This is a genomic window from Aerosakkonema funiforme FACHB-1375 (assembly GCF_014696265.1).
Taxonomy (GTDB): domain Bacteria; phylum Cyanobacteriota; class Cyanobacteriia; order Cyanobacteriales; family Aerosakkonemataceae; genus Aerosakkonema; species Aerosakkonema funiforme_A.
In genome coordinates, this window is record NZ_JACJPW010000002.1 from 136,246 (window position 1) to 155,756 (window position 19,511).

At 45.9% G+C, this 19,511-nt stretch carries 14 protein-coding genes and 1 pseudogene; 7 read left to right on the plus strand and 8 right to left on the minus strand.

The window, feature by feature from the left end:
• Nucleotides 1–258, plus strand: a complete 258-nt coding sequence (locus H6G03_RS01630) for a hypothetical protein (RefSeq protein WP_190461398.1) — start codon at nucleotides 1–3, stop codon at nucleotides 256–258.
• A gap of 45 nt (nucleotides 259–303) precedes the next feature.
• Here the strand turns inward: H6G03_RS01630 and H6G03_RS01635 are convergent, their stop codons facing one another.
• The gene (locus H6G03_RS01635; protein ID WP_190461400.1) at nucleotides 304–1,086 is read right to left on the minus strand and encodes an SDR family NAD(P)-dependent oxidoreductase; all 783 of its coding nucleotides are present in this window, start codon (nucleotides 1,084–1,086) and stop codon (nucleotides 304–306) included.
• A gap of 338 nt (nucleotides 1,087–1,424) precedes the next feature.
• On the opposite strand from H6G03_RS01635, the gene H6G03_RS01640 reads away from it, so the two are divergent.
• Nucleotides 1,425–2,063 (plus strand): histidine phosphatase family protein, encoded by a 639-nt coding sequence (locus H6G03_RS01640; protein WP_190461402.1) that lies wholly within the window; start codon nucleotides 1,425–1,427, stop codon nucleotides 2,061–2,063.
• 165 nt (nucleotides 2,064–2,228) lie between these two features.
• On the opposite strand, the gene H6G03_RS01645 is transcribed toward H6G03_RS01640, so the two are convergent.
• Nucleotides 2,229–3,311, minus strand: a complete 1,083-nt coding sequence (locus H6G03_RS01645) for an ATP-dependent 6-phosphofructokinase (RefSeq protein WP_190461404.1) — start codon at nucleotides 3,309–3,311, stop codon at nucleotides 2,229–2,231.
• Between the two features lie 181 nt (nucleotides 3,312–3,492).
• On the opposite strand from H6G03_RS01645, the gene H6G03_RS01650 reads away from it, so the two are divergent.
• Entirely contained in the window at nucleotides 3,493–4,656 is a 1,164-nt protein-coding gene (locus tag H6G03_RS01650) for a succinylglutamate desuccinylase/aspartoacylase family protein (RefSeq protein ID WP_190461406.1), read from the plus strand.
• 10 nt (nucleotides 4,657–4,666) lie between these two features.
• Here H6G03_RS01650 and H6G03_RS01655 read toward each other — a convergent pair whose 3' ends face one another.
• The 3 genes from H6G03_RS01655 to H6G03_RS01665 form a co-directional block, all read right to left on the minus strand.
• Nucleotides 4,667–5,443: a DUF4058 family protein gene (locus tag H6G03_RS01655; RefSeq protein ID WP_190461408.1), complete on the minus strand. Its 777-nt coding sequence runs from the start codon at nucleotides 5,441–5,443 to the stop codon at nucleotides 4,667–4,669.
• 73 nt (nucleotides 5,444–5,516) lie between these two features.
• Entirely contained in the window at nucleotides 5,517–6,689 is a 1,173-nt protein-coding gene (locus H6G03_RS01660) for a class I SAM-dependent methyltransferase (protein WP_190461409.1), read from the minus strand.
• Between the two features lie 81 nt (nucleotides 6,690–6,770).
• Nucleotides 6,771–7,955 carry an NAD(P)H-quinone oxidoreductase subunit H gene (locus H6G03_RS01665; protein WP_190461411.1) on the minus strand — a complete coding sequence of 395 codons (1,185 nt, stop codon included), beginning with the start codon at nucleotides 7,953–7,955 and terminating at the stop codon, nucleotides 6,771–6,773.
• 134 nt (nucleotides 7,956–8,089) lie between these two features.
• Here H6G03_RS01665 and H6G03_RS01670 point away from each other — a divergent pair, with 134 nt between their 5' ends.
• Nucleotides 8,090–9,937: a M48 family metallopeptidase gene (locus tag H6G03_RS01670; protein WP_190461413.1), complete on the plus strand. Its 1,848-nt coding sequence runs from the start codon at nucleotides 8,090–8,092 to the stop codon at nucleotides 9,935–9,937.
• Nucleotides 9,938–10,129: 192 nt separating this feature from the next.
• On the plus strand, nucleotides 10,130–11,029 hold the full coding sequence (rsmH, locus tag H6G03_RS01675) for a 16S rRNA (cytosine(1402)-N(4))-methyltransferase RsmH (RefSeq protein ID WP_242060281.1): 900 nt from the start codon (nucleotides 10,130–10,132) through the stop codon (nucleotides 11,027–11,029).
• Nucleotides 11,030–11,173: 144 nt separating this feature from the next.
• Here rsmH and H6G03_RS01680 read toward each other — a convergent pair whose 3' ends face one another.
• From H6G03_RS01680 to H6G03_RS01690, 3 genes are all read right to left on the minus strand, one after another.
• On the minus strand, nucleotides 11,174–15,190 hold the full coding sequence (locus H6G03_RS01680) for a GAF domain-containing protein (protein WP_190461415.1): 4,017 nt from the start codon (nucleotides 15,188–15,190) through the stop codon (nucleotides 11,174–11,176).
• Between the two features lie 122 nt (nucleotides 15,191–15,312).
• A complete protein-coding gene (locus H6G03_RS01685; protein ID WP_190461418.1) occupies nucleotides 15,313–15,741 on the minus strand; it encodes a response regulator in 429 nt (142 codons plus the stop codon).
• Between the two features lie 138 nt (nucleotides 15,742–15,879).
• A complete protein-coding gene (locus H6G03_RS01690; protein ID WP_190461419.1) occupies nucleotides 15,880–18,048 on the minus strand; it encodes a PAS domain-containing protein in 2,169 nt (722 codons plus the stop codon).
• Between the two features lie 205 nt (nucleotides 18,049–18,253).
• On the opposite strand from H6G03_RS01690, the gene H6G03_RS01695 reads away from it, so the two are divergent.
• Complete coding sequence (locus H6G03_RS01695) at nucleotides 18,254–18,541, plus strand: hypothetical protein (protein ID WP_190461422.1); 288 nt, start codon at nucleotides 18,254–18,256, stop codon at nucleotides 18,539–18,541.
• Nucleotides 18,542–19,095: 554 nt separating this feature from the next.
• A pseudogene (locus H6G03_RS01700) lies at nucleotides 19,096–19,416 on the plus strand (response regulator); the annotation flags it as partial.
• Nucleotides 19,417–19,511: the final 95 nt, after the last annotated feature.

A 19,511-nucleotide genomic window follows, 5' to 3' on the forward strand; every position in this document is an offset into this window, starting at 1 on the left:
ATGAACGCACCACAACAACCCGGAACTCAATTTTTAACTCTAGAAGAATCAGCCAAAGTTGATGCTGCTCTCTTAGCTTCTCACGAGAAGTTTTTAACCAGATTAACTATTTCATCTTTAAAGTTGTTGAAACATATCGCCCAAGAGTACGGCGTTACTGTTGAAGATTTGACAGCCGCACAAATCATCGCCTGGTTTGAAAAAGATGGGAAAATACGCCGAGAGCAAGGTAGCGAGGCAGCTTTTTTAAAGTGGTAAATTTTGATTAGCGTTTTTATTTGCCACGCGATCGCTCTCGCATTTCTACCAAAGCGAACCCGCCGATACAGTCAGATTTTGCATCGTAATTCCAAAAGCTTCATCGCGACAGAGAAATAACGCTAATGCGCCAATTTCTTGAGGCTGAATCATCCTCTTCTGGGGATTAGATTGTATTGTGGCACTAATGTAATCTTCTAAACTCTGGCCACTGCTTTCGGCCAGTTCTGCCATCCAGTTTTTCCCCAAATCGGTTTCAACCCAACCCGGACTGATTGCATTACAGGAAACGCCGTGAGGGGCACCTTCCAAGGCCACACAGCGGGTTAAAGCTACGACTGCCGCTTTGGAAGTACAATAGGCAGGATTCGTGGCAGAACCGACTGAGGCAGCAGTCGAGGCAATATTGATAATCCGACCCCATCGGCGCGAAATCATTCCCGGCAGACAAAGCTTGATGGTGCGATAGGCACCATTGAGGTTAATATCGATGACTTGATGCCATAGCTCGTCGGGATGTCCGCATATTGTCTGTTCTAGACCGATTCCCGCAGAATTGGCTAGGATATCTACTTTACCGAAGTTTTCTACTACAGCATCGTAAAAAGCTTGCACCGAGTCAGTAGATGTCACATCAAGGTCGATCGCCAGCGCCCTAACTCCCCGTGCTTCAATTTCCGCTTTGCACCGACTCGTGCTAGCAGTACGAGAGCCGATCGCCACATCAGCCCCACCTTCCGCAAAAGCGAGAGCCATAGCCCTGCCCATACCAGAAGCTCCGCCCGTTACCATAGCGACACGACCTGTCAGAAATTTTTCTTTACTCATCTAAAATTATGGGTAAAAACCCCGTCGCCCTACGACGGCTTTAATTTGGCAATATTTCGCTATATACTGAACATATAGCAAAATTAAGCAAATATATTCGCCACTCAGAAAAACCAACTCAGAAGACTTAGCAAGCAGGAGTTCAATGCTTACGAGTGCTTTGTGTCGCCTGAGCAAGAATCTTTTTAACGTGGCACTGTACGAATGTTGTTTAGATTAAATTGAAATTAGAAATGTAGATAAGAAGTTTGAAAGCAAGCGCAAGTTCCGCTGATGCGATCGCACTATAGGCAATGGACAATTAAAATTGCAGTGGATACCAGCGAGAGAAAACTACTGTGAGTCTAAAGCTATATTTCCTGCGCCACGGACAAACGGGATGCAGCCAGCAAAACTTTTTCTGCGGTTCGATAGACCCAGAATTAACGCCAGACGGCTATGAAATGGCAAAGGCTTTTGCAGCGTTCTACCGTTTTTTACCCTGGAAAGCTATCTACTCCAGTCCGATGGGACGTACCAAGGCGACGGCGCAACCTCTATGCGACGCGATCGAAATGGAAATGCAACTGCGGGATGGTTTGAAAGAAATCAACTATGGCAAGTGGGAAGGTTTACCGCCGGAAACAGTCGATCGCGAATACCACGACGACTACATTCGTTGGACAGCAGATCCCGCTTGGTATCCACCGACTGAAGGGGAACCTGCTGTTGCGATCGCGCACCGTTCCTTACAAGTAATCGAAGAAATCAAACAGCGCTACAACAACGGCAATGTTTTAATTGTCTCCCACAAAGCTACCATCCGCATTATCTTGTGCAGCCTCCTGGGAATTGACGTAGGGCGCTTCCGCTATCGCATCGGATGTCCCGTGGGATCGGTCAGTATCGTTGAATTTGGCTCTCAGGGGCCATTATTGCACGCACTGGCCGATCGCACCCATCTAGACGAGCGTTTGCGTAACTTACCCGGTACTTAGGGGCTAGGGACTAGGGGCTAGGGGCTAGGGAAGAAGGGGGAGTGGGAGAATAAATCTTTTCCCTTTTCCCTTTCCCATCTCCCTCTAACTCTTCTTTTTGACTTTTAACTTTTGACTTTTGACTTTTTCCCTCTTCCCTAGCCCCTAGCCCCTAGCCCCTAGCCCCTAGTCTCCCAGACAAATACCCAAACCTCGTGCAGTTTTGACGAGAGTACCGTTGAGATCTACAGCTCGGTATTGCGCGATCGCCTCTGCTATTGGCACATCGACAACTTGGCGGTTTTGCCAGCTTACCATGCGATCGTACTTACCCTCTGCGATCAGATCTACTGCCGCCACACCAAAAGCAGAAGCAGTCAATCGATCCAGCGGCGAAGGCGTTCCGCCTCTTTGGATGTGTCCCAAAACTGTGACTCGCGTTTCCGCATTGCTACAGGCACAGATTTTATCAGACAAATATTGCCCGATCCCACCCAATCGACATTGCCCCAAGCGATTGGTACTCATTACAGGTTCGCCTTCCTCAGTGCGAACAGCCTCCGACACCACTATCAAAGAGTAATTCTTACCCTGAGACTGGCGATCGTAAATTTTTTGGCACACATTGGCAATTTGATAGGGAATTTCTGGAATCAGGATCACATCCGCACCCCCAGCAATTCCCGCACTGATGGCGATGTGTCCCGCATCGCGCCCCATCACTTCCAGGATCATCACCCGACTGTGACTGGCAGCGGTAAAATGCAACCTATCCAGTGCTTCTGTGGCAATGTTGACCGCAGTATCAAAACCGATCGAATGCTCGGTACTTCCTAAGTCATTATCAATAGTTTTGGGTATAGCAACAAGATTGAGGTTGCCTTGCTGGGCCAATTTTCTTAAAATAGCCAAACTGCCGTCGCCACCAATACCGATGATGGCGTCCAAACCAAGCTGATGGTAACCGGCGATAATATCTTCCGAGCGATCGCGCACAGTTCCATCCGACATCGGGAAAGCAAATGGGTCTCCCTTGTTTGTCGTTCCCAATACCGTACCGCCCGCCGTGAGCAAATTATCAACCTTATCCAAATCAAGGGGTATAAATTGAGGCGGATCGCTCATCAATCCTTGCGTAGCTTGACGGATTCCCAAAACTTTCCAGTCGTAGGTACCTACAGCGCGACACACAACGGCGCGAATCACAGCATTCAAGCCAGCGCAGTCGCCTCCGCTGGTTAAAATTCCAATCCGTTTTTGTTCTCCCATATTATCTCTTCTAGATTCAGTCTTTAATTAGTCAAGCAGTAATTTGTAGAGAAGTGGCGATCGCTTAATTATTTTATTGGTATTTCCCCACCTACAAATCTTGACCTACTCATTGCCTCTTTGGGGTGATAATCTCAGGGTTGTCCGATTATATCTGAAGCTCAACTGCAAAAAGTATTCTATGATTCCCATCATTTCTACCATTCCTCTACTACAGCTTGCTTCTGGCGATCGCCTCCACCTCCAAGTATATCAATTCCTTGGCGCTCAACCGGGTAAAAAAGCATACCTTCAAGCCAATTTACATGGAGCGGAAATAGTTGGCAATGCTGTTATTCATCAGCTGATCGAGTTTTTGATGACACTCGATCGCACTGACATAGCTGGTGAAATTTTGCTTGTCCCTGTCTGCAATCCACTCAGCACCAACCAGCGTACCCACTATTTTTCCACAGGTCGATACAACATCTATGATGGCAAAGACTGGAACCGGATATTTTGGGATTATGAGAAAGAATGTCAAGATTTGGAAACATTTGCTCAATCTCAACTAAGCTTTGACGAAGCTACTATCAGGCAAAACTACCTCAACAGGATAAAGTTAAGTTTTGAAGAACAGTTAAAAAAGATCGACTCGCCTAGCAGCGTGCCTTATGACAAATTATATAGATATCATCTTCAATCATTGTGTTTAGATGCAGATTATGTGATTGACATACATAGTTCTAGCAATCAAGGTATCGATTACATTTACGGATTTAAAGGTAGAGAAGAAAGCGCCAAAGCTTTTCTACTAGATTATGAAATTTGGCTAAACCAATATGATGGGGATGCGTTTGATGAAGCTTTTCTCAAACCTTGGTTAGCCCTAGAAGATACTTTAGCAGAAATGGGAAAACCTATCAAATTCGATCTGGAATCTTGGACGCTAGAACTTGGTGGCGGAATGCAGATGAATCCTGAGTCAGTTGCCAAAGGAGTCTTGGGAATAAAAAATTACCTAGCCCAGAAAGGTATATTAAATATCGCTGGTTTTCCACTGCCTGAAACTGCATCGCATCAAATCGTATTTACTCGCAAAACTCAGCAAAAAAAATACTATTCCCCAGCAGGTGGCGTGATTCAAGAGAGAGTTGCTTTGGGCACTTCAGTAAAGGTGGGAGAAAGACTTTACCAAATTATCAGTTTTAACAAAAAGGGTGAATTACCGACTTTGATTGATGTCAATGCCGAAAAAGGTGGGATAATCTTCGATCTATCCACAAATCATTCAGTTAACCAATCAGAATATGTATTAACTGTGTTAGAAATGGATACTCACATAGAAACTCCAGTTCCCGAATAATTGCTCTTTCTCAACGCAAACCTTGTTCTCGCAATAGGTTATCTACCCACTCTCGATCTGCTGCTTTTAGGGGATGATAAGGTTCTTGACGGTAATCAATTGCTAAATCGAATCTGGCTTGATTGTACACTGCGATCGATAAATTTTGTAAATCGAGCGAAGGTTCTGTCTCTTGAGGTTGCAAAGGCACACTTAAGCAAGGAATTGCATCGCGGACGCTAAACGCATATAATTGAGCTTGCGGAAGTTGAGAGCCGCGACTAACTAAAATGCGATAGTCGCTACGCTGTCTGACTCCCAAAATCGGCATAGGTTTGCCGCCTCTAAGCAGATCGATTTCTACAAGGTTGGTGCGGCTACCTAACACCTGCTGGCGTTTGGTGTCGTAAGTGCTGCGCCCAACTCCTGCGGCTTTATTCTTGGGAGAAAGTACCTCAATGACGGTAATAACTCGATCGCTAGGCATTTCTCTAATTTCTAAATAGCTTTCTTCAACTGTTTCTGGTAGAGGAAGTTGAACTGGAATAGGTTCAATACGAGTGAGGAGGGTGACAGGAGAAGTGGGTGGAGTTGGAGTTGGCTGTTTGGAGACGATCGAGATATCGGGAATTCCCACTAAGTCAGAGGATGTGCTGAGATAAATTCGCTTTTCAACCGCCACTCGATAGTTAAGATTTAATTCCGGTTCGATCGCAATAGCAATCGCTACAATCAGGCGATTGTGAAATTCTGACCATAATTGGGGATTTTCTAGGTAGGGATTCATTCCCGGAAACGGGGAGGGCATTTGAATTACCTAATTTACTTAGTTGGTGTATTTATGCAAGCGAGATACCCGACTTCTTCAAGAAGTCGGGTATCTATGGCATACTCAAACCTTTCAAACAGCGCAATCTTTCTGCTTCTGTCAATCCTTTACATTGAATTAATACACCAAAACCGCCCAAACCCATTGGGTTCATCATTTGGTGTAAAGCATCGCGACGCTGCAAAACTTGCACAATTGCTTTACTATTCGTAGCGTTACTGGAAGAGAGAGAAGCGATGCGATCGCCCAATCCCAACGCCATCAAAAATAACGCTTGTTGAGTAAAACCAATCTTCTGCAAACCGCACAATTCACCCCATTTTTCCAAGGCGGTAAAATTCACATGGGCGGTGATATCTTGTTTGCCGATATTTATATAAGGATTGTCGTGATGTCGGTGCTGATAGTAACATTGTAGAGTGCCTTGATTGCGGGCTGGGTTATAATAGCGATCGCCAGGATAACCGTAGTCAATCGTCAGCAGATATCCGCGCTGTAGTTTATCTGCAATTGCAGTTAACCAATCCAAAGCGGCTAAGTTTACTTCGCTGCGATAACCGTCAGGATAAACAGGCGATGTTATGCCAATTCCTAATAATTCAAAATATCGATCTAATCTATCTGTAGAAGGTTCATCGGTAACTTCAATAAAATTAATGCCATCCTGAGTTATCACATAAATTTCTCGCAGTTGTCCTTTGTCGATCGCAAACTGATGTACCGGAAAAGCATCGACTAATTCATTAGAAAAACAACAACCGATAATCGAATTACTTGGTATTTCTGAAAGTTCGCACCAGCGCAGAGGAAAATCTTGCAATCGCTGTTGCTGTTCTTTTTTCAGTGCAGGCGATTTTTCAACAATCAGGTATTGTATAACATTGAAGAAATCGGGATATCGCCGTTGCAGATAAACCAAAACATCACCTGCTAAAATCCCTTGTCCCGCCCCCATTTCCACCAGCGTAAAAGGTGCTGGACATCCCATAATTTCCCACATATCGGCAAATTGTTCGGCTAGCAATTCGCCAAAATCCGCACCCATATGAGGAGAAGTAACAAAATCACCTTTTGCGCCAATATTAACTCGATCGCTCGCATAGTAGCCGTGCTGCGGGTGATACAGCACCAAATCCATGTATTCGGCAAACGTAATGCGTTGTTGAGAAGTTTGGGAAATGCGAAGTGCGATCGCCTCACATAATTCCCGACTGTAATTATCCATAATATTTCATATTTTAAGTTTTGGATTCTAGATTATGGAATGAATTCAATCCAAAATCCAAAATCTAAAATCCAAAATTACCTACCGATCGACCGATCCCATGATGATGTCGATACTGCCCAAAATAGCCACAATATCGGCAACCTTCATCCCTTTAAGGATGTGCGGAAAAACTTGCAGATTGTTGAAATCCGCCGGACGAATTTTCCAACGCCAAGGGAACACATTATCATCGCCAATCAAATAAATTCCCAACTCGCCTTTACCGCTTTCCACACGAGCGTAAATTTCGCCCTTGGGAATCTTGAAAGTAGGGGCAATCTTCTTAGCGATGTACTGGTAATCAAAACCGCCCCACTCAGATTTTGGCCCTTCTGCCAACCGCTTGGCTTCCAAATTCTCGTATGGCCCACCAGGCAATCCCTTAATCGCTTGGCGAATAATCTTCACCGACTCGCGCATTTCGCGAATCCGCACCAAATAACGGGCGAAACAATCACCGGCAGTTTCCCACTGCACTTCCCAGTCGAAATCGTCGTAGCACTCGTAGTGGTCAACTTTCCGCAAATCCCACTTCACCCCAGAAGCGCGTAGCATTGGGCCAGAAAGCGCCCAGTTAATCGCTTCTTCGCGACTAATCGTGCCGATACCCTCCGTCCGCCGCCGGAAAATCGGATTATCCGTGATCAAGCGTTCGTACTCGTCAACTTTGGGCACCATATAATCGCAGAAGTCTTCGCACTTGTCAACCCAACCGTAGGGCAAATCTGCGGCGACTCCGCCGATGCGGAAGTAGTTATTGTTCACCAAGCGATAACCTGTAGCAGCTTCCCACAGGTCGTAAATCATTTCCCGTTCCCGGAAGATGTAGAAAAACGGAGTTTGAGCGCCAACGTCAGCCAAAAATGGGCCAAGCCACAGCAAGTGATTGGCAATCCGATTCAGTTCCAGCATAATGACGCGGATATAGCTAGCGCGTTTGGGAACTGGGATATCGGCTAACTTTTCCGGTGCGTTGACGGTGACAGCTTCGTTGAACATCCCTGCTGCGTAGTCCCACCGACTCACGTAGGGAACGTACATGACATTGGTGCGGTTCTCGGCAATTTTTTCCATGCCGCGATGCAGGTAGCCAATGACTGGCTCGCAATCTATCACATCTTCACCGTCTAGGGTGACAATTAACCGCAGTACTCCGTGCATGGAGGGATGGTGAGGCCCCATGTTGAGTACCATCGGTTCGGTTCTGGTTTCAATTCTTGCCATAGAACAGCAATTTTAATTTTTGTTGCGTTCCTACAATTATATTGGTTTGAGCGTTTGCCATTACGTTAAGACAGACATGAGTATGGATAGCAAATTTCTTGGCTAATCATCAGCTATCGTAGGCATTTAGTTAAATGACAGAAGAACAATTCGACGCCCTCATCCAAAGTTTGCAGAAATACGCTCGTCAAAACCCGACTAACTACAAGTTTCGGGTCGGTTTGTTGGCTGCACTTGGGTACGGCTACATTTTCTTTGTCTTTGTATTGCTGTGCGGGATATTTTGGATCGCGACAAAAACGCTGGTGTTCAGTATTGTAATCGCAGTTGGGATGGCGCGATCGCTCAGCTTGAGTTTCCCCAAACCCAAAGGCGTGGAAATCGCCCGCAGCGAACTGCCCCAACTATTTGCCGTCATCGACGAACTGACAACCGCGCTACAGGCTCCCCAATTTCACCATATCATTTTGGATAACCAACTCAACGCGGGTGTTCTGCAAGTACCCCGTTTCGGCTTTTTCGGTTGGTATCGCAATTATTTGTTTTTGGGACTTCCATTAATGCAGTCCCTTTCCCCAGCAGAGTTTCGCGCCGTTGTTGCCCACGAATTGGGACATTTATCTGGCAATCACAGTCGTTTTGCCGGTTGGATATATCGACTTCGCAATATTTGGTATCAATTCGGAGAAGGATTGCAGGCAAATGGGCAAGGCGGATCTATATTATTTGGTGGTTTTTTTAAATGGTATGCGCCTTTTTTCCGCGCTTATTCGTTTGTCTTGGCACGCGCTCATGAATACGAAGCCGATCGCTGTGCCGCAGAACTGGCTGGAACCCATAACGCTGCCCAAGCACTAATTAATCTTGACATAAAAGACGATTACTTGAGAAAGTATTTTTGGCAAAATATTTTCAAACAAGCGATCGATCTCTCGACACCTCCCGACACCACGATTACCAACTTAGTGCAGCAGTTACGAAATGATGTATCTTCAGAAGATGCAGCTGTTTGGTTAGATCTCGCCCTAGCGCAAAAAACCAACAACGAAGATACCCATCCTTGTTTGTTCGATCGCCTTTCTGCATTTGGTTATCTTCCCAAAGGATATCAGTTACCTTTACCAGCATCTGTGGAGAAAACTGCCGCCGAAGATTTCCTGAGAGAAGCGTTGCCAAATTATATCGCTCGCTTAGATAGGGAATGGCAAAATGAAATATCGCCAATTTGGAAACAGCTACACGAAAAGGCGCAACTGCGATCGCAAAATCTACAAAATTTAGAAAATTTGGCTCAAAATCAATCCCTAACTATCGAACAAAAAAGGAAACGCGCTCAACTAACTGCTGAATTTAAAGGAAACGCAGCTGCTATACCCCTCTACCGAGAAGTTCTCACCCAACAACCCCAGCATTCGATCGCTAATTTCGAGTTAGGACAGATATTAATAGAAGAGAAAGATCCTGTCGGTATCCGTCATATGGAAATTGCGATCGCACAAGACCCCGAACTTTTAATCCCAGGTAGTCGCCTAATTTTCGGTTTCTTAAAACGGCAAGGCAAAAACGCAGAAGCCAAAATTTATCTGGAACAAATCGAGCAAAATTATTACACTTGGCGACAAGCAGCAACAGAACGAAAAGAAGTCAGCTATCGCGATAACTTTGCTCACCACAATTTGCCAGACGCCGAAGCGATCCAACTCGCTCAACAGTTATCCACTTACCCTCAAATTAAAGAAGCATTTTTGGTACAAAAACTCGTGACTCACTTGCCAGAAAAACCATTTTATGTATTGGGAATTATCCGTCGCTACGTCAGCGTCAAAGTGGCTGACTACAAAAGCGATCCCGAACTGATCGACTTAGTGCAAAGCGAACTCAATTTTTCCGGTGATGTTTTCGCGATCGTTCTCAACGAATACAATAGAAAACTAGCCCAAGTTCTTGGTAAAATAAAGGGTGCGTCTATTTATCGTCGCTAAATTTAACACGAAAAAACTTAACGGGCTAGGAAACAGGGAAAAGTCAAAAGTCAAAAGTCAATCATGAATAGGGAGAGTGAGAGACGAAGATGGAAACAGGAAAAATATTAATTCTCCCACTCCCCCACTCCCCCACTCTCCCCCTCCCCCCTCTTTCCCTAGCCCCTAACCCCTAGCCCCTAGTCCCTTATAATGATGGATGCGATCGACAATTATTTAGAAAATGAGACAGACACTTTCCCATTTGTACACATTCCCGTACTGGCGCGAGAATTAATTGATGGGTTGGCAATTCGTCCCGGCGGACATTACCTAGATGCTACCGCAGGAGGCGGCGGACATAGCCGTTTAATCCTAGAAACTGCACCCGATACAAAGGTACAGGCGATCGATCGCGATGAAGATGCGATTTCCGCTGCTCAAAACAACCTCGCCGAGTATCACCAACGCATCCAATTTTGGCACGGCAACTTTGCCGAATACAAACCAAAAAATATTCAATTTGATGGTATAATCGCAGACTTAGGTGTTAGTTCTTTCCATCTCGATACAGGTTCGCGAGGTTTTAGTTTTCGTCACGAAGCTGAATTGGATATGCGAATGGATCGGCGACAATCCCTCACAGCAGAAGAAATAATCAACCATTGGGAAGAAGCCGAACTAGCAGATATTTTCTATAAATATGGAGAAGAGAGACTATCGCGGCGAATTGCCAGAGCAATAGTACAGCAGCGTCCGTTTCAAACTACAACTGAACTAGCAGATGCGATCGCACGCAACGTTCCTCGACAATATCGCTACGGCAGAATTAATCCAGCTACCCGCGTGTTTCAAGCGCTGCGAATTGTTGTCAATGAAGAGTTAAAATCTTTGGAAACTTTCCTAAATTTAGCACCCAACTGGTTAAAGCCTGGTGGCAGAATTGCCATTATCAGCTTTCACAGTTTAGAAGATCGCATCGTTAAGCATACCCTACGCGAATCACCGCTATTGCGAGTGCTAACAAAAAAACCAATCATCCCACAAGAAGATGAGATCGAACAAAATGCGCGATCGCGTTCTGCCAAACTTAGAATAGCAGAAAAACTTTGAAAAAGTCAAAAGTCAAAAATTGGATCTGGTGATACAACAGCGAGTATTTTTGCTTCATCCAAAAGTCTGGTAAACTCAAACGCGAGTCTCGAATCATGTTCTGTATTTTGACTTTTGACTTTTGACTTTTGACTTTTGACTTCCCTATCTCAACAACCTTCTAGTTTTCTTAACATGGTTTCGATTGGGAGATAAAGGTAACTCGCGAGGAATTTCGACTCGAAAAATAGAACCTTCGCCGAGCTTACTTTTAACAGTAACAGTTCCCTTCATTAAATGCACCAAAGATCTGATAATAGCCAGACCTAAACCCGTACCGTAGTGTAACTTTGTGGTACTTTGATCCAACTGGCGGAATTCTTCAAAAATTTGTTCTAAATTTTCCTCAGCAATGCCAATTCCCGTATCGGTGACAGTTAAAGCCAATCGATCGCCACCTACTTCCGACGCCTCTATCTTAACCCTACCGACATTGGTAAACTTAATAGCATTCGAGAGCAAATTGATCAAAACCTGGCGCAAACGCGCACTATCGTTAACGATGAGCGGATTACTCAGATTAGTAAAAACCTGATATTCTAATTGCTTATCTTCTGCGAGCGATCGCAGTTCTTCAGCTGTCGCTGTCACTAGATTCGCCAGATTTATCTGTTCCCGTTCCAATTCCATGCGACCCGCCTCTATTTTAGAGAGGTCGAGGATATCATCGATCAGCGTCAATAGCTGTTTGCCATTATTAAGAATACGCTCCACCATATTTTCTTGGCCAGAAGCCAGAGATTGTCCTGCATCCTGCTTAGAAAATTCGGTTTCTGTAGTTGCCTCCTGGGGCGACTTAGATCCGGGTGCAAACCAATCGACCTCACTTTTTCTGGATGTTTCGACAACAGTATCATTGCGAGCTCGCATCGCCGATCGCAATATCAATTGGGAAAAACCGATAATCGCATTCAAGGGAGTACGCAGCTCGTGAGACACACTCGCCAAAAACTGCGATTTCAATCGAGCTGCTTCCAAAAGTTGCAAATTTTGCAGCTGAATTTGCTGACGTTGATTTTCTAATTCGCGGTTTTGATTGGCGAGGAGTTGGTTTTGCTGGGCCAAGCGATCCTCTCGTTCCTCCAGCGCCTTGATCAATCGGGCATTATTAATAGCGATCGCCGCCTGTTCCCCCACCGCCACCAGCAAATGCCGATCTTCCGCATCGAAAGCATAGGGATCTTGCCAATTACCGATCGCCAGTATTCCCAACCGTCCCGCTTCCGCCGACTCGATCGCCACAGCACACACCGAAGCGGGGATTGAGGAAGGAAGTAAGGGAGAGGGAGAAGAGAAAGAGGAAGAATTTTGGATTTTGGATTTTGGATTTTGGATTGAATTTCCCTCTCCCTCTTCCCTCTCCCCTTGCGAATTGCCGCTTACTTCTACGGGAGAGAATTGAAACTCGCCATTGGAAACAGCCTTTGTCAACCAACCATCTGCATCATCCAAGGCATCTTCCAGCTGCAAATTTTCCACACCCATCCCAGCTGCTACCGTTAACAGCAAGCGATCGCACTGGGCATTATGCAGCACAATAAAGCAAAACTGCGCCCCACAGATAGCATCGCAAACCGACTGAACCATCACCTGCAAAAGGTCTGGTAAATTGCCAAGACGTTGGTTGAGCAAATTAGTCAACCGTTGAAGCGTCCGCAGTTGTTGCTGCTGTTCTCCCAAAATGACGATCGCCTTGCGGAGATTCTGTGTCGCCTCTTGCGATTCTCTATATAGCCGCGCATTATCAACTGCCAGCGCGGCGCGACGGGCCAAATCCTCCGCCAACTTCAAATCGGCTTGAGTATATTGACGACTCGACTCAGATATCCCAAAAGTAATAACCCCTAACGTCCGCCCGCGAGCTACCAACGGCACGCACATAATAGACTTGGGAGCCAGCTGGCATAAAATCGTCAGTTGCTTTTCATCAAGAACATCGGCAAATAGCTTTTCATCATTTATTTCCGGGTACAATTGCGACTGCCCGGTTTGCAAAACCTTCCCCACAATAGTAGTTACTTCCTTGAGCGACTTAAAAATATTGCCGTCCAAAGAACCGAATAACGAAGCATTCAGATTCACTGAGTAACTCGTCTGCAATCCCTGCAAAGAAGCCATTTTAGATTGGTCTATATGAGACAAAGCCACCCGATGCAGAGTAGGAGAAACCTGCATCGACGCTGCTGTCATATTTTCCCCAGATCCGGTATTAAGCGCCGCCACATTTAAAGCTGTGCCTAATACTCCTGCATCTAGGACATCAATAACGCACCAATCGGCAATTTGAGGCACAGCGAGCTCCGCCAAATTTGACCACGTAACATCGCACTCCAAAGAAAGAGAGAGAATAGTACTCGCATCAGCCAGAAAGCGTTGTGAGTCTTCAGCCCGCTTGCGATCGGTAATATCGCGGGCCACGCTCAACACATATTCTGGGGAACCGTCTTGGGCTAATTCTGGAACAAGACGCGCTTGATAGTATCTCGTCTGACCGTGGGGTGCTGGGTAATCAAATTCAATTACCTGTTGTAGACCGGTTGCGAACGCATCGCGCAAACCCTTTTGCCACTTCAGTTTCATTTCCCCTGGCAATTCCAACTCCCAGAGAGTCTTGCCAATGATACTTTGAGGCATTGTACCGGTTGCTCTTTCCAAAGCGGGACTGACGTAGATTAAACGACTTTGTTTGTCATACCGAGCGATAATGTCCGGCGCATTTTCCACCAAAGCTTTGAATTCTTGTTCGCGACGGTATAAAGCCTCCTCCGCTTGCTTACGTTCGACCGCAAAAGCAACGTTGCTGGCGATCGTTTGTGCTAGTTGAATTTCCTGTCCGGTAAACTCATGCGGCACGTTGTAGTAAAGCATGAATTTACCGATCAGCTTTTCTTGAGCTATTAGAGGAATAAATGCTAGAGAACGAATCCCTTCATTAAGAATTGTAGATTTTAGATTTGAGATTTCCGATTTCACTTTTTCCCTGAAATCAGCAATTTCAAATCTAAAATCTGCAATGGTTGATGTTTCCACATCGGCAATGCAAATCGGCTGCGGATTATTGGTTTCCGAAGTCCACGGCGAATGTCCTTCTACACTGCGCCGATACTCTTCCGAAAGTTTGCACCAAGCTTTAAAACGCATCACTCCATCTGCATCGAACAGAAGTACAGAAGTGCGATCGGCTTTCAGGGCGCGTTGTAAACCTTTTAAGGCTACTTGATAGAGTTCTTCCAATCCCGCCGCACGACTGACCGCTTCCGTAATTTGGTAAATAGTTTCCAGTTCCTCAAAGCGGCGGCGTAACTGTTCCTCGGCTAGCTTCGTCAAAGTGATATCGTTAATAATACCTGCCATCCGTATCGGTCTGCCTTGCCGATCGCGTTGTGCTTTCCCTCGCGTCATGCAGTAGCGATATTCCCCGGAAAAATGGCGCAGGCGAAATTCCAGATCGAATTCAGCGTTGTAACAAAGATGACGGACGAGCGCTGCTTTTACTTTCCCTCTATCTTCCGGATGAATCAGTTCCGAGAATGACTCCCAAGTGCTAGCAACATCTTCACTTTCTCCGCCCAATTCAGAACCAGATAAACCGATAATTTCAACTAGGCGATCGTTCCAATAAATTTCGTTTTTATTAATATCCCAATCCCAAATAGCCTCGGAAGAACCTTCCAATACTAAACGATAACGTTCTTCGCTGATTTTGAGCTTCTGTTCGATTAGTTCTGCATCTCTTTCCACTCGATAGATGCGAATCGCATTGCGTAAGCTTCTCGATAGAGATTCGGCAGAAAGTTTTGCCTTGGCAAGATAATCAGATGCTCCTGCTTTCATCATTTCCACAGCAATTTGCTCATCTCCCTGACCGGTCAAAACCACTATGGGCATCTTGAAACCGGCAGAACGCAATTGCGTCAGCAGTGTCAATCCGTCTATATCTGGTAAGCGATAATCTAGAAAAACGCAATCAAAACCGATCTGCTTTAAAACTGCGATCGCATCAGTACAGTTATCCGCTTCTCGAACTTCGATCTCTTCACCGCTAGCCTTGAGCGCTCGGCGAACCGCCATCCGATCCACCAGATCGTCATCGACTACAAGTATTTTCAATTTCTCTGACATATCTTATCCTTTGTTAAAATCATTAGTCATTTGTCACTTTCTAATTGCTAATTGCTAATTTTTAATTAACCATTAGCCATTAGCTATTAGCTATTAGATATTGACTAATAACTAATGACTAACTAAGGCATTTCGTTCAGCGTCCAATACTTGTTAACCGCTGCCATAACCTCCACAAATTTAGAGAAAGTAACGGGTTTAACAATATACCCCGCTACATTCAGCCTATAAGCATCTACTTTATCTTTTGCCTCATTGGAAGTCGTCAGCACTATGACAGGGATTTTACCCAATTCCGAGTCGGCCCGTAATTCTCGCAAAAATTCAATCCCTCCCATTTTGGGCATATTCAAATCGAGTAATATCAGTCGCCGCGTCGGAGGTACGATCGCTGGTTTGTCATTATCCCGCAACATTGCCAGCGCTTCCAACCCGTTGGCCGCTACGTAGAGTCTGTTCGTGATGTTATTTTTCTGTAATGCTCGTTGTACTGTCATTACATCCACATCATCATCATCCACGAGTAAAAGGTTGGTCACTTTTTCCTCCATCTCTCACCACTCCACTTCACCGCCAACTAAAAAGAAAAAAAGGGTTAGGGAAAGTCACTCAGTCAAAAAATCCTCCTCTTCCCTCTTCCGTCTTCCCTCTCCCCTTTTCCCTCTTCCCTAGCCCCTAATCCCTAACCCCTAGCCCCTAGATTTTGGCCAAGTAAAGCGAAACGTAGCTCCCATACCTTGCCGAGATTCTAACGAAATCCTCCCCCCTTTATCTTCTACGATTTTCTTGACTAGAGATAACCCAATCCCTGTACTTTCAACTCGATCGCGGGGAACCAAAGTTTGAAAAATAACAAACACCTTCTCATGGTATTGGGGAGCAATACCTGGGCCGTCATCTCGAACGGCAAACTCGTATAAATCCTCTTGACAAAGTACCGAAATTTGTATATGTCCATCTGGCCGATCGTGATGCGCGATCGCATTACCGATCAGATTGGCAAATACCTGTTCCAGAAGCAAACGCTCAGTCTTCAGGATGGGCATTCCCGGCTCTACGGTAATCGTAAACCTGGTCGGGGGTGCCAGAGATTCGATGATGTTTTGCAGCAAAATGCTCACATCCACAACTTCCTCAGCCGTTTTAACCCTTCCCACGCGAGAATACTCCAGAATTCCTTCAATTAAAGCTTCCATCCGGTGAACGCGCCCACGCAGCAGGTTCATTTGATGTCTGGTTTCGTCTGTTAGCCGATCTTGCAAATCTTCTTCTAACCATTGAGACAGGTTTGCGATCGCCCGCAAAGGAGCTTTCAAATCGTGAGAGACTATATAACCAAATTGGTCGAGTTCCCGATTGCGCTTTTCCAAATCTGCGTTAGTTTTAGCCAGGACAGAACTTAACCGACTCAGTTCCTCAGCTCGATCGCGCATAGCATCTTCTGCTGATTTTCGCTCCGTAATATCCATACAAGACCCGATATAACCAGCAAAACTACCTTCTGGCATAAATCTTGGCCTTCCCGTATCCAAAATCCACCGATATTTGTTTGACTTGTGGCGGAGACGGTATTCCATCTCAAAAGGCTCACGGACATGAAAAGCTTTTGTGTAGGTATCTAAGCAGCGCTCAAGATCCTCTGGATGGACGCCCCCTATCCAACCGTTGCCTACTTCTTCCTCTAGGCTTTTGCCAACAAAAGTAAGCCAAGCTTGATTGAAAAAGGTACGCAGACCATCTGTTCCCGACACCCACAACAGCACCGCAGCACAATCCGCCATCGTGCGGAACCTTTCCTCGCTCTCCCGCAAAGCCGCCTGCGCTGACTGGGACTCCCGGTAGAGGCGAGCGTTGTCTACAGCTAAAGCAGCGCGACAAGCAAGATCCTCTGCCAACGCTAAGTCAGAAGTGTTGTAGTGACGACCCGACTCAATACCGGAATTCGATACAGTCGAAACGAAAGTAATTGCCCCCAGCGTCCGCCCACGAGCGATCATCGGCACTACCATCGCTGACTTAAAACCGATTTCTCGTATGATAGCCAAATGTTCCGCATCGCGAGCAACAGCAACTAGCAAAGAATCGCGTACTTCCGGATACAGCTCGGATTTACCCGATCGCAACACATTCGGAACACCATACTCAGAGTTGGGATCGTGCGGGTAGCGCTTCTGCAACTCTTGCGCCCACTCTACCTTTGACGGGTCTATGTGGGCTACTGCCAACCGCCGGATCTTGCCGAATACTGACCTAACATTCCCCTCTGCCCCTGAGTTTTGGCTCTCCTCACCGTAGATGGAGAGGGGTTGGGGGTGGGGTTCCCCTCTGCCTTCTTCCTCTAATACATCAATGGCGCACCAGTCAGCAACGGTTGGCACTGCCAGATGTACTACGCGCTCAAGTATAGTTTGATAATCAAGGGAACTGGCTAATTCCTTGCTTGCTTGGGAGAGAAAACGCTCGGTTTGTTCCGTTTGCTTCTGAGATTCTATATCGGTAGCCGTACCTACCCACAGGACAAGTTCGCCTTGTTGGTTTCGGATCGGCATAGCCCTGCCCAAGTGCCAACGATAGGTGCCGTCCGATCGTCTGAAGCGATACTCCATTTCGCAGGGATAGCCTGTCTCTAGCGCTTTTCTCCAATCCGCCAAACACTTTTGGCGATCGTCTGGATGTACGACTGACTGCCACTTCCAGTCTTTAGTCTCCTCAATGCTTTTTCCTGTATAATCAAGCCACCGCTGATTGAAGTAATCCACGTCACCATTGCAGTGGGCTGTCCAAACTATCAGCGGCATAGCATCGGCTAGGTTGCGATCGGGTTCTTCTCCCAATCGCAATGTTAATTGTTCTTCCATCTGCTCATTCCTCCTTGTGCTTGCTGGCGATCGTATAGAAAACGCGCTCTCATTCTTAGGGAAAACCTGCTCAAAAAAGCCTGCGCCTTACTTAAAATGGATCGGTATATACCCTGAATTTTGGTGGCGGCGTGGGTAGTCTTTATACAAATGAGCAACTATTTGCTGTCAAAGAAGCTGCCCACATCGGCGAAGCTGGGCAATTTTGAGTAACTTTGATGAAGCCCAACCGTCGAAGGCTGAGAACGTCTCCTTTCCCGGCTGGTGGGACGACAATATTTTTACACCGCTCCCTCAGCCAACTGCGATCGGAAAAGTGTTAGCCTTTTCCCAAAGCCAACAGTTTTCAAATCTAGATCGACGCTTGCGGCGGAATGGATTTGAGGGTGACGAACTTGCAGTCCCCAACAAACGATATCGCACGTTTTCTCCAACTTCCTCGGTGGTGTTGAGTAAAGCAACAGCAACGAGATGTCAAGGACAATTGCGATAAAAAATCTCCAAACCTTACTTAGCTGGTAGGGCGGCTTAAAAATATTGCCGCCCCACGAACCGGATCGTGATTATGCTTGGAGCTAACCCGCTATACTCATACCAGTGGCATTTGAGATCGGTGGTTGATAGGGCATCTGCAATCTGTCCGCGTAAGGGCAATTCTAAGCATCAGACTGTAATGCAGAGTTCTCGACGAGTGCGAGTAACCAAACGCATTCAATCGCTGGTTGACTAAATGACTTTTAACCAGGAGCCTATTGACAGCCTTACGCAAAGGAGGGCAACTTTTAGATTGTGTCTGGTTGGGAAGGTAACGCATCATTTAAAATCCTATTCATTACACCCAAACCACGATTGGTTTGGCAGCAGCATAGCTATTGCCTGCCGACAATGGCTTAGGATGGGAAAAACGATCTTTATAGTTTGAATCTATCGAGATGTAAAAAATCCCTTCCCCTACCGATAGGTGTAGTTTACCTGAACCCCTGGAAACATTTGTTGTTGGTTAGTTTTGGTTAAAGTGAGAAAATTTAGAAAACGGGAACGTTGACAATGAAAGAAATTCGCGTTGCCCTCATTGAAGATCATGACCTCACTCGCGTGGGGATAAGGACAGCTCTACAACAGCAAAAAGAAATTGAGGTTGTGGGCGAAGCCGCCAATGGCAATGAGGGATTAAAGGTACTGCAAGAAAAAAAACCAGATATTGCGATCGTTGACATCGGTCTGCCCGATATAGACGGTATTGAGTTAACCAGACAGATAAAAGCATCGATCGCAGAAGACCAAGAAGCCCCAAAAGTGTTGATTCTGACACTACAAGACAACCAAGAAGCCGTACTCGCAGCTTTCGCAGCAGGGGCGGACTCCTATTAGACATCTCCAAAAATTGCCAAAGCCTTTATAATATTGGTTTTTGACTGCCTGCCCCCTAAAGGGCAGGCAGTCAAAAACCAACGGTTACATAG

Bases quoted from the DNA above. Each gene is read 5' to 3' on its own strand.
- H6G03_RS01630 (WP_190461398.1), top strand. From the start codon at position 1: ATGAACGCACCACAACAACCCGGAACTCAATTTTTAACTCTAGAAGAA.
- H6G03_RS01635 (WP_190461400.1), bottom strand. From the start codon at position 1,086: ATGAGTAAAGAAAAATTTCTGACAGGTCGTGTCGCTATGGTAACGGGC.
- H6G03_RS01645 (WP_190461404.1), bottom strand. From the start codon at position 3,311: ATGGGAGAACAAAAACGGATTGGAATTTTAACCAGCGGAGGCGACTGC.
- H6G03_RS01650 (WP_190461406.1), top strand. From the start codon at position 3,493: ATGATTCCCATCATTTCTACCATTCCTCTACTACAGCTTGCTTCTGGC.
- H6G03_RS01655 (WP_190461408.1), bottom strand. From the start codon at position 5,443: ATGCCCTCCCCGTTTCCGGGAATGAATCCCTACCTAGAAAATCCCCAA.
- H6G03_RS01660 (WP_190461409.1), bottom strand. From the start codon at position 6,689: ATGGATAATTACAGTCGGGAATTATGTGAGGCGATCGCACTTCGCATT.
- H6G03_RS01665 (WP_190461411.1), bottom strand. From the start codon at position 7,955: ATGGCAAGAATTGAAACCAGAACCGAACCGATGGTACTCAACATGGGG.
- H6G03_RS01670 (WP_190461413.1), top strand. From the start codon at position 8,090: ATGACAGAAGAACAATTCGACGCCCTCATCCAAAGTTTGCAGAAATAC.
- rsmH (WP_242060281.1), top strand. From the start codon at position 10,130: ATGATGGATGCGATCGACAATTATTTAGAAAATGAGACAGACACTTTC.
- H6G03_RS01680 (WP_190461415.1), bottom strand. From the start codon at position 15,190: ATGTCAGAGAAATTGAAAATACTTGTAGTCGATGACGATCTGGTGGAT.
- H6G03_RS01685 (WP_190461418.1), bottom strand. From the start codon at position 15,741: ATGGAGGAAAAAGTGACCAACCTTTTACTCGTGGATGATGATGATGTG.
- H6G03_RS01690 (WP_190461419.1), bottom strand. From the start codon at position 18,048: ATGGAAGAACAATTAACATTGCGATTGGGAGAAGAACCCGATCGCAAC.